Origin of the sequence: Sulfitobacter sp. HI0129 (genome assembly GCF_001635395.1) — a bacterium.
GTDB lineage: Bacteria > Pseudomonadota > Alphaproteobacteria > Rhodobacterales > Rhodobacteraceae > Sulfitobacter.
Map to the genome: position 1 here is coordinate 1 of NZ_LWGH01000335.1, position 9,124 is coordinate 9,124.

Below are 9,124 nucleotides of genomic sequence, written 5' to 3' on the forward strand. Positions count from 1 at the left end.
AGACATTCGATCCCAACTCCGCCGCATTCCTGCGCGCCAACGGCAGCAAGCACGACACCACCATCGAGTTCAACTTCGCCGCAAGTCCGGGCAAGCAATATTTCGATCAGGTCGAAAACGTCCGGTTCCGGATCAGCGATATCGACGGCACCAGCGACGATACGAACAACTTCCAGGATATCATCACCGTCCGCGCCTATAATGAATCAGGCAATGAGGTGTTCGTAAATATCACCGCCGGCAGTGCGCTCACCGTAACCGGCAGCACGGTGCGTGGCGCTTATAACAACGTCACCCCGGGAAGCGAAGCCGGTTCCGCGCTGTTCGAAATCGCGGGCCCGGTCTCGCGTATCGAGATCGTATATGACAACGGCGGCAACACTCAGCAGGCGGTCTATTTTTCGGACGTGCAGTTTGACGCCGTGCGCGATCCGTCCAACGACGATGTCATCAGGGCCGGCGCCGGGGACGACTACGTCGATGCGGGGCTCGGCAATGACAGCGTGGATGGCGGCACCGGCAGCGATACCCTGCACGGGGGCGAGGGTCGCGATACGCTCTTCGGCGGCGCGGGCGACGACCAGATTTACGGTGGCGGCGGCGACAGCCTGTCAGGCGGCGACGGCGATGATCTTTTCCTGATCGACGGCACCAAGCTCACCGGCGAAGACATCACCATCATCGGCGGCGAAGGAGCGGAGAAGTTCGGCGACCGGCTGGACTTCAACGGCCAGTTGCTTGCCGGTTCGATCGTCTATTCGGATACCGACCCCGGCACGGGCCGTTCGGGTACCGCTACCCTGAAGGACGGCTCGACCGTACGCTTTTCGGAGATCGAATCGGTTGTCTGCTTCACCTCCGGCGCATTGATCGACACGCCGCGCGGGCCCCGCCGGGTCCAAGACCTGCGCCCCGGCGACATGGTCATCACCCGCGACGCGGGCCCGCAGATGATCCGCTGGGCAGGGCAGCGTGAGGTGACAGGCACCGCGCAGCTTGCCCCCATCGTCTTCGAGCCGGGCAGCATCGGCAACGCCAGCCGCATCGCGGTCTCACCGCAGCACCGTATGCTCATCGACGATTACCGCGCCCAGCTTTACTTCGGTGAGGACGAGGTGCTGGTGGCCGCCGCACATCTCGTCAACGGGCGCGATATCCATCAGGTTTCGCGCCCTCAGGTCTGCTATCACCACATCATGTTCGACACGCATCAGGTCCTGCGCGCGGATGGCGTCTGGTCTGAAAGCTATCAGCCGGGCAGCTACAGCCTTGGCGGGCTGGAGGACCGCGCCCGGGAGGAGCTTTTCACCGTTTTCCCCGAGTTGCGCGCCAACCCGGTGGCATATGGCCGCTGCGCCCGCCCCAGCGTTTCCCGCGCCCAGGCCACATTGCTCGCGGCCTGAGCGCCGCCACCCGCCGCAAGGTCAGGCAGGACAGGGCAGGGGCCTTGGCGCTATGATAGCGCCATGACGCGTCTCAAGATCATGTTTTCGCATACCGCCGTATCCGTGATGGCGGCGATTTTCGCCGTGGCCTCGGGCGCATTGCTGATGGCGGGGCCGGCATGGGTCTGGTTGCTGGTGCCGCTGGGGATCGCGGCGCAGATGCTGAACGAATACAACCTGCACCGGTTCATCTTTCATCTGCCGCCCCCCCGCCGCCAATGGGCGTTCGACCTGCTCTACCGCGCGCATTACGGCCACCACGATTTTCCCACGAACCATGGCCTCTTCTTCGTGCCGATCTGGGTGGCACTGCCGGTGCTTGGCCTGAACTTCACACTGCTCTGGGCGGCGCTGGCGCTTCTGGGCGTGGGCTCGGCGGTCTGGATTGCCGTCGCGGTCGTCGCGGTGGGCGGGATCGGTACCTTTCTGGTCTATGAGTGGTTCCACATGAGCGCGCATCTCACCGTCCCGAAAACGGCGGTGGAGCGCCATGTGACCCGCCTGCACAACCAGCATCATTTCCGGGATTTTTCCCGCTGGTTTCATGTCTCCCCGGGGGGGCAGATCATCGACCGGGCCATGGGGACGAGCATCGACACGGAAGACCTCAAGGCGCGGCAGCGCATCGCGTTCATCCGCACGCTGGGCATGCGGCCCGATGATCCACGCCTCGTCTCGGCACGGCGCAGGTTCGCGGGGGAGTATGGGCTGTCGGAGGCGGAAATCGCGCAAGCCGCCCGCTGTTGACGCAGCGGAAAGCCACATGACCTTACCGGGTCAAGCGGCTGTTAAACCGGGCTAAAAACCGCCCACGACACGGTTTTCCACATGTTTGTACACACTATTCCCGGCTGGGTAGCATAACGCCGCTGAGCGGGTTCAAAATTCCTGATCGTTACCCTGCTGCCAAGGCTTCACGAGGTTGCCGAAGCGCGTGAAGCGGCCTTCGAAGCTGAGGTCGACGGTGCCGATGGGGCCATGACGCTGTTTGCCGATCACGACTTCGGCCCGGCCATGCAGGCGCTCCATCTCTTCCTGCCAGATCGCCATCTTGTCGAGCTCATGATCGCCCGGTTTTTCCCGCTCCTTGTAGTACTCTTCGCGGTAGACGAACATCACCACGTCGGCGTCCTGTTCGATCGAGCCGGATTCACGCAGGTCCGACAGCTGCGGGCGCTTGTCTTCGCGGTTTTCGACCTGACGGCTGAGCTGCGACAGGGCAATTACCGGAATATCCAGTTCCTTCGCGATCGCTTTCAGGCCCATCGTGATCTCAGAGATCTCGTTGACCCGGTTCTCGCTCTTGCCGGTGCCCCGGACGAGCTGGAGATAGTCGACGATCAACACGTCAAGACCATGCGTCCGCTTCAGCCGCCGCGCGCGGGCGGCAAGCTGGCTGATGGGTAGGGCGGGCGTGTCGTCAATGAAGAGCGGGCAGGCTTCGAGCGCCTTCGCGGCATCGACAAAGCGGCGGAATTCGGCTTCGGTCATGTCACCTGACCGGATTTGCTGGCTGGGGATCTCCGCCGCTTCCGACAGGATCCGCGCGGCAAGCTGTTCGGCGCTCATTTCCAGCGAATAGAAACCGACAACACCCCCGTCGACCGCGCCTTCGCTGCCGTCGGGAAGCTGGCCGCGCTTGTAGGCCTTGGCGACGTTGAACGCGATGTTCGTCGCAAGAGAGGTCTTGCCCATGGAAGGACGACCGGCAAGGATCAGAAGGTCCGACCGGTGCAGCCCGCCCAGCTTCTTGTCCATGTCAATGAGCCCGGTGGAGACGCCCGAAAGCCCGCCATCGCGTTGATAGGCCGCATTGGCTACATTAACAGCATCGGTTACAGCCTTGAGAAAGCTTTGAAAACCGCTTTCAACCTGTCCCTGTTCAGCCAGCTTGTAAAGCTGCTGTTCGGCCTCCACGATCTGTTCCCGCGGCTCGGAGGAGACATCGACCGTTGCCGCCTTGGCAGAGATATCCCGGCCAAGCTGGATGAGATCCCGGCGCACGGCGAGGTCATAGATCATCTGCGCGTAGTCGCGCACCGCAAAGGCTGAGATCGCGGCACCCGCCAACCGGGCGAGATATGCCGGACCGCCCAATTCCTTTAGGCCCTCATCATCTTCCATGAAGGCCTTGAGCGTGACGGGCGAGGCCAGATTGTTCTTGGCGATCCGTTGGCTCGCGATATCGAAGATCCGCGCATGCACGGGATCGTAGAAATGCCGGGCCGAGATGATGGAGGCCACGCGGTCGTAGATGTCGTTGTTCGTCAGGATCGCACCGAGCAGCTGCTGCTCCGCCTCGATCGAATGCGGCATCGTTTCGGATGCCTGAATCTCCAGCTGGTTCGCGTTCAGCGACGTGATCTCGTTCATTGCTGCTGCCCTCGTCTCTGCCGCCGTTGTCTTACCCACGGGGCGCGCCTGGCGCAAATTGTATGTTTATGTGGATAAAAGCACAGCACCTATGAGCCTACCACATTTCGCGTGTGCAGGCAAAATGCAGGCCAGATAAGGTATCGAGGTCTTAACGCTTGTGGGCTTCCTGCCACTCTCGTGGGGCATTCAGAAAAGATTCAACTTCGTTCAGCGTGGCAGGGTCAAAGGCCGTCTGGGCCCGCGCTTCGGTAAGCACATCCCACCAGGTGCAGAGCGCATGCAGGCTGACACCGTGATCCCCCAGCGTTTTTTCCGTTTCGGGGAAAATGCCGTAGTGGAAGATAACGGCGGTATGCGCACACTGCGCGCCGGTTTCCCGAATCGCATCGACGAAAGACAGTTTGGATCCGCCGTCGGTGGTCAGATCCTCGACGAGCAGGACGCGCTGGCCTTCGTGCATGGCACCTTCGATCCGCGCGTTCCGGCCATAGCCCTTGGGCTTCTTGCGCACATAGGACATGGGCAGGGCCATCCGTTCGGCCACGAAGGCGGCAAAGGGAATGCCCGCGGTTTCCCCCCCGGCGATATTGTCAAAGGCTTCGAAGCCTGCGTCCCGCATCACGGTGACCGTCAGAAAGTCCATCAGCGTGCTGCGGATGCGCGGGTAGGAGATCAGCTTGCGGCAGTCGATATAGGTGGGCGAGGGCAGGCCCGAGGCCAGCGTGAACGGCTCATCCGCGTTGAAGTGAACTGCCTTGATTTCCAGCAGCATACGGGCCGTCATGCGGGCCATTTCGCGGGCATCGGGAAAGCTGGAAGGGATCATCGTGGTTTCCTTGGGGCAGGGTCAGGCGACGGACCAGTGGAGAGGCATGCCGGGGTCGAACACCGTCACGGGGCCGTCCGGTGTTTCCACCTGTGAGGGATGGCTCGGCGGCGTGCGTTTCAGCGTCACACTCGCCTCGTTCACGGGCAGGTCGTAAAAAGCCGGTCCATGGCGGGAGGTGAAGCCTTCCAGCCTGTCGAGCGCATTTTCCTGTTCGAACACCTCGGCCAGTATCGAAAGCGTATTGGGCGCGGTGAAGCACCCCGCGCAGCCGCAGGGCTGCAGCTTTGCCGGATCGGTATGCGGCGCGCTGTCGGTGCCAAGGAAGAACCGCGCGTCGCCCGAGGTCGCCGCCCCGCGCAGGGCCAGCCGGTGGCTTTCGCGTTTGGCAACCGGTAGGCAGTAGTAATGCGGCCGGATCCCCCCGGCGAGGATGTGGTTCCGGTTGATCACGAGGTGATGTGTCGTGATCGTCGCGGCCAGATCGCTGTCTTGCCCGCGCACATACTCCACCGCGTCTGAGGTGGTGATATGTTCCATCACCACGCGCAATCCGCGATGCCGCTGGCGGATCGGTTCCAGCACACGGTCGATGAACACCGCCTCCCGGTCGAAGATATCGACATCGCCATCCACGACCTCACCATGGGTGCAGAGCGGCAGACCGATCTCCGCCATCCGGTCCAGCACCGGGGCGACCTTGTCGAAATTCTTAACCCCGCTGGCCGAATTGGTGGTGGCCCCGGCGGGGTAGAGCTTTACCGCCGTGATCAGACCATCGCCATGGGCTGCGGCCACATCGTCGGGATCGGTGTCTTCGGTGAGGTAAAGCGTCATGAGCGGGGTGAAATCCGCGCCCTCTGGCAGGGCCGCCAGGATACGGTCGCGATAGGCCCGGGCGTTGTCGCCCGTCACCACGGGCGGCACGAGGTTCGGCATCACGATGGCGCGGGCGAAATGGGCGGCTGAATGGGGCAGAACAGCCTGCAGCATGGCGCCGTCCCGCAGGTGCAGGTGCCAGTCGTCGGGGCGGCGGATCGTCAGGGTCTCGGTCATGCGGGCGGGCTAGCACGTCGCCCGGCTCAGGGCTAGCCGTCTTCTGCGGTGCGCCGCTGTTCCGTGGGGGCCATCCGGTTCTTCAACTCGTTGAGCTTGCGGGCGAAGCGCGGCGCGCGCATCCGTGTCGTTACATTGGTACACAGCGACCAGAGCAGCCGGTCGCGCCCGCCCCGGTCCAGCGCCGCCATCAGGTTGCGCAGATAGGGGGGATATTCGCGCCGCGCCCGGTAAAGCTGGGCGAACTTATGGGTATCCAGCGTGCCTTCGACCGCGTTGCCCAGCAGGTCGGACAGCCATTCCATTTCCAGCAGGTCGGTCTGGATCGCGTCCCCCATGCGGGGCAAGCGCAGCTTGGTCACATTGGGTCGGGTAAAGAGTGCTGCATGCATCGCATCGAGCCGCTCATAGGGGTCATAAAGCACGAAGGCGCTTTCCGCCGCGTCGAGCATATCCGGCGCATAGCCGTAGCGCGACGTGAAATCGGTGCGGCGCATATCCGTAAACCGGTCATCCCATTCGGTCACCCGTGGATCGAGCGTCGCCTGCGGCTGGATGACCACCACGGTGGCACCGGGTGACGCGACCGAGAAAGCCGCCGCGGCATAGCCGCAGGGCCCCGCACCGTAGAAGATCACCTTGTCGAAGCCGTCAAAGAAGCCGTCATCGATCAGCCGGTCGGTGTAGCGGTAGACGGATTGCTGGCGGAACCATGTATCGCCATCGGACACGAAGCACAGATGCGACCAGCCGTGGTCGCGCACCATTTCCCATCCCAGCGGCTGGGCCCGTTCGGAAAGCGCATGCATCCCCTGCATCGTCTCGAAGGTGACGAGCAGGACGGATGATCCTTCCACGAAGGCGGCGAAGTGGCGGGGGCCGAGGTTCTGGTGAAAGCCCGCGTCTTCGGTGATGTCCCGAATGGTGTCCATCCAGTCGCTGCGGGGCAGATCGACCAGCGATGTTTCGATCGTCGGCGTTCCAGATACCATTGCCGCTTCCTCACATAGCTACCTCCGCGCTTGGGCGCGCGGTTCGCCTTCCGAAGTATTTGCGTAATACGGCGAGAATGGGGACAAATCTGGTGAAATTCTAGCTATTCATCTTCGGCGCGACGAGAGCGCCGGGCATAGGCTGACATGAACTGTGCCGCCGCCAATGGCACCGGGCGGGTCGGCCCGGCCAGCAACAACCGGCCGAAGAGCGCGCGAAAGGGTTCCTGCAACATCAACTCATCAAAGCGGGATTTGCGCCATGCCACGGCGGCTTCATGCAGGCGCGCGACCTCCGGATCGGCCTTCAACGCCGCGAGGTTTGCGCGCATCGCGGGGGAAAGGCCTGTAATGGTGTCGTCAACGTCGGTGTTGAAATTGCGCTCGATCCAATAGTCCGCATCCAGCATGTCATCGGAATGTACGGCGCGCCCCCGGTCTGCCTTCAGCACATAGGATTCCACCGCGCCCAGCGGATAATGATTGATCTGCGCAAGCCCGTAGTTGTCGCGACCATAGGTGGAAAAGATGCGCTTGGTGCGAAAGAAGTCGGGCAGGGCGCGCCCGTGCCCGTCGTACCAGCGGGCAGTGTCCAGCGCATCGCAGTCCGGATCGCGGGGCCGGTGGACACCGGGTTTGCGATAGGTCCCGTCATTGCGGTAGAGCGTTTTGAACATCGCCGCGCGCCATGGCCAGTAAAGCACCTTCGGGGCGCAGCGGGTAAAGGTTTCGGTGACCGGCGCATCGGCATAGCGCACCTTGCCCGCCGATCCGAAAAGCCGCCACGTCAGGGTGATCGCCGTCGCCTCCGGCAGCGCTGCCAGCAGGGCGGGCAGCGTTCTGTCCCCCACATGAATATTGACGAATTCATCGACGTCGAGCGGCAGGATCCAGTCGGCTTGCTGCAGGAGAACCGTCTTTGCCGCGGCCTTCAGCGCGGTGAACTGGATGCCGCCCTTGTCATAAGGCCCGTCGTTGCGCAGATGAACGAGATGGCCGAGTGCTGCGAGCCGGTCCAGCAGCGCATCTGTCCCGTCCGTGCAATCATTTGAGAATACGAGGAAATCGGTAAACCCCACCGCCTGATGGTGGGCCAGCCATTCCAGCAGGAACGCCGCTTCGTTGCGGACGGTCAGAATGGCGAGGGCGCGCATTCAGCGGACCGGCCATTTCCTGCGGAAGCAGACCACCTTGCCGTGCGAACCGCGCGACCAATAGGCCATGCCCGCCGAAATGAAGGCCGAAAAGACCGCGTTCACCCCTTCGGGACCGATCCACTGGGGGTGCAGTTCGATCATCGCGGCGCGCAGGTTCGACAGGTCCATCGCGGGGATCAGGTCGGCCTCTCCCCCCTCGATATCGCAGACGAGCACGGTGGGCTTCACCTCCTTGAAGACGGTCTTGGCATTCCGCATTTCCACCTGCTCTATCGAGATCACGTTCGTCCCCTCGATGGGGGCCAGCGACGAGACGATGAACCTTTCGCGCACGTAGAAATCCGCCTTGCCCTTGCGTGGCCCGAGGATCGCGTGATGCAGGGTGACGTTCTCCACCTCGTTCGCGGCATGGACCGAGCGGATGTAGGGGATCAGTTGGGGGTTGGCCTCGAATGTGTGGACATGGGCGGGCTTGGTCTTCGTGGCGATGAGGGTGGACATATAGTCCAGCCTGGCCCCCAGTTCGACGACCACGTCATCCTCGATGATCAGCTTTTGTGCCGCTGCCGCTTCCCGCGCTTCATAGCTGCCCTTGCGCAATGCACCGCGCACATTGCCGGTGATGAACGGCTTCTGCTTGGGAAACTTTATGCCGTTCGAGACGATGAAGTCGGATTTCGCCTGCGCTTGCTGCGGTGCCTGCGGGGATTGAACCTCTTCCATGCTCATGTCTCCAGATCCAGCGCGAGTGCATAGGCCACGCGCTCCGTTTCATTGAGGTCGACGGCAAGCGCCTGTGTGTAGAGTTCGTGAAACTCGGGCTTGGCGCGCAATTCGCGGGCCTTGGCCCGGTGCCATTCCATCCCGTGCCGGTGCCAGCGCGCCAGTTCCGGGTCCGCGAGCAGCCGGTCGTATTCCGCGCGCAGGCGCGGGACGTTTCGCTTGATCGTCACATCGCGGTAGTCGCACCAATCCATCCGGATCCAGTAGTTGAGCCCGATGGAACGATCCACGTGCAGCGCGCGCCCCCTCTGCCGCTTGATCAGGAAAGATTCGGCAGATCGCAGCGCGTAGTGATTGAGTTGCAAAAGATCGTAGCCGATGCTCTTCTTCGATGACCGCCAGCCCTTCTGCGCCACGGCCTTCGTGATGTCCTTGCCCGAACCGTTGACCCATTTGACCCGGTCCGCGAAATCCTCCCGCAGCTTGTTGGGCCGGTGGCAGGAAATCTTTTCATAGGCCCCGATGTTGCGGAACATCGTCTTGAACCCC

The 9,124-nt window shown here is 62.7% G+C and carries 8 protein-coding genes and 1 pseudogene; 2 read left to right on the forward strand and 7 right to left on the reverse strand.

The genetic code is table 11. The features are described from left to right. Both A3764_RS08250 and A3764_RS08255 read left to right on the forward strand, forming a co-directional pair. Positions 1-1,403 (forward strand): Hint domain-containing protein (locus A3764_RS08250; RefSeq protein WP_201722417.1); only part of this gene is annotated, 1,403 nt, incomplete at its 5' end. Positions 1,404-1,466: 63 nt separating this feature from the next. Further along, positions 1,467-2,192 (forward strand): sterol desaturase family protein, encoded by a 726-nt coding sequence (locus A3764_RS08255; RefSeq protein WP_067928734.1) that lies wholly within the window; start codon positions 1,467-1,469, stop codon positions 2,190-2,192. Between the two features lie 132 nt (positions 2,193-2,324). On the opposite strand, the gene A3764_RS08260 is transcribed toward A3764_RS08255, so the two are convergent. The 7 genes and pseudogenes from A3764_RS08260 to A3764_RS08290 form a co-directional block, all read right to left on the reverse strand. Next, positions 2,325-3,818, reverse strand: a complete 1,494-nt coding sequence (locus A3764_RS08260) for a replicative DNA helicase (protein ID WP_067928732.1) — start codon at positions 3,816-3,818, stop codon at positions 2,325-2,327. 151 nt (positions 3,819-3,969) lie between these two features. Further along, a complete protein-coding gene (locus tag A3764_RS08265; RefSeq protein ID WP_067928730.1) occupies positions 3,970-4,647 on the reverse strand; it encodes an orotate phosphoribosyltransferase in 678 nt (225 codons plus the stop codon). A gap of 21 nt (positions 4,648-4,668) precedes the next feature. Beyond that, positions 4,669-5,703, reverse strand: coding sequence for a dihydroorotase (gene pyrC, locus A3764_RS08270; protein WP_067928727.1), 1,035 nt, complete (start codon positions 5,701-5,703; stop codon positions 4,669-4,671). Between the two features lie 32 nt (positions 5,704-5,735). Next, positions 5,736-6,695, reverse strand: coding sequence for a phosphoadenosine phosphosulfate reductase (locus A3764_RS08275; RefSeq protein WP_067928725.1), 960 nt, complete (start codon positions 6,693-6,695; stop codon positions 5,736-5,738). 104 nt (positions 6,696-6,799) lie between these two features. Next, on the reverse strand, positions 6,800-7,849 hold the full coding sequence (locus A3764_RS08280; protein WP_067928723.1) for a glycosyltransferase family 2 protein: 1,050 nt from the start codon (positions 7,847-7,849) through the stop codon (positions 6,800-6,802). After that, a complete protein-coding gene (locus A3764_RS08285; RefSeq protein ID WP_236628137.1) occupies positions 7,850-8,581 on the reverse strand; it encodes an FkbM family methyltransferase in 732 nt (243 codons plus the stop codon). Continuing rightward, positions 8,578-9,124: pseudogene (locus A3764_RS08290) on the reverse strand (glycosyltransferase family 2 protein); the annotation flags it as partial. The pseudogene A3764_RS08290 and the gene A3764_RS08285, both read right to left, overlap by 4 nt.

Bases quoted from the DNA above. Each gene is read 5' to 3' on its own strand.
- pyrC (WP_067928727.1), bottom strand. From the start codon at position 5,703: ATGACCGAGACCCTGACGATCCGCCGCCCCGACGACTGGCACCTGCAC.
- A3764_RS08275 (WP_067928725.1), bottom strand. From the start codon at position 6,695: ATGGTATCTGGAACGCCGACGATCGAAACATCGCTGGTCGATCTGCCC.
- A3764_RS08285 (WP_236628137.1), bottom strand. From the start codon at position 8,581: ATGAGCATGGAAGAGGTTCAATCCCCGCAGGCACCGCAGCAAGCGCAG.
- A3764_RS08280 (WP_067928723.1), bottom strand. From the start codon at position 7,849: ATGCGCGCCCTCGCCATTCTGACCGTCCGCAACGAAGCGGCGTTCCTG.
- A3764_RS08260 (WP_067928732.1), bottom strand. From the start codon at position 3,818: ATGAACGAGATCACGTCGCTGAACGCGAACCAGCTGGAGATTCAGGCA.
- A3764_RS08255 (WP_067928734.1), top strand. From the start codon at position 1,467: ATGACGCGTCTCAAGATCATGTTTTCGCATACCGCCGTATCCGTGATG.
- A3764_RS08265 (WP_067928730.1), bottom strand. From the start codon at position 4,647: ATGATCCCTTCCAGCTTTCCCGATGCCCGCGAAATGGCCCGCATGACG.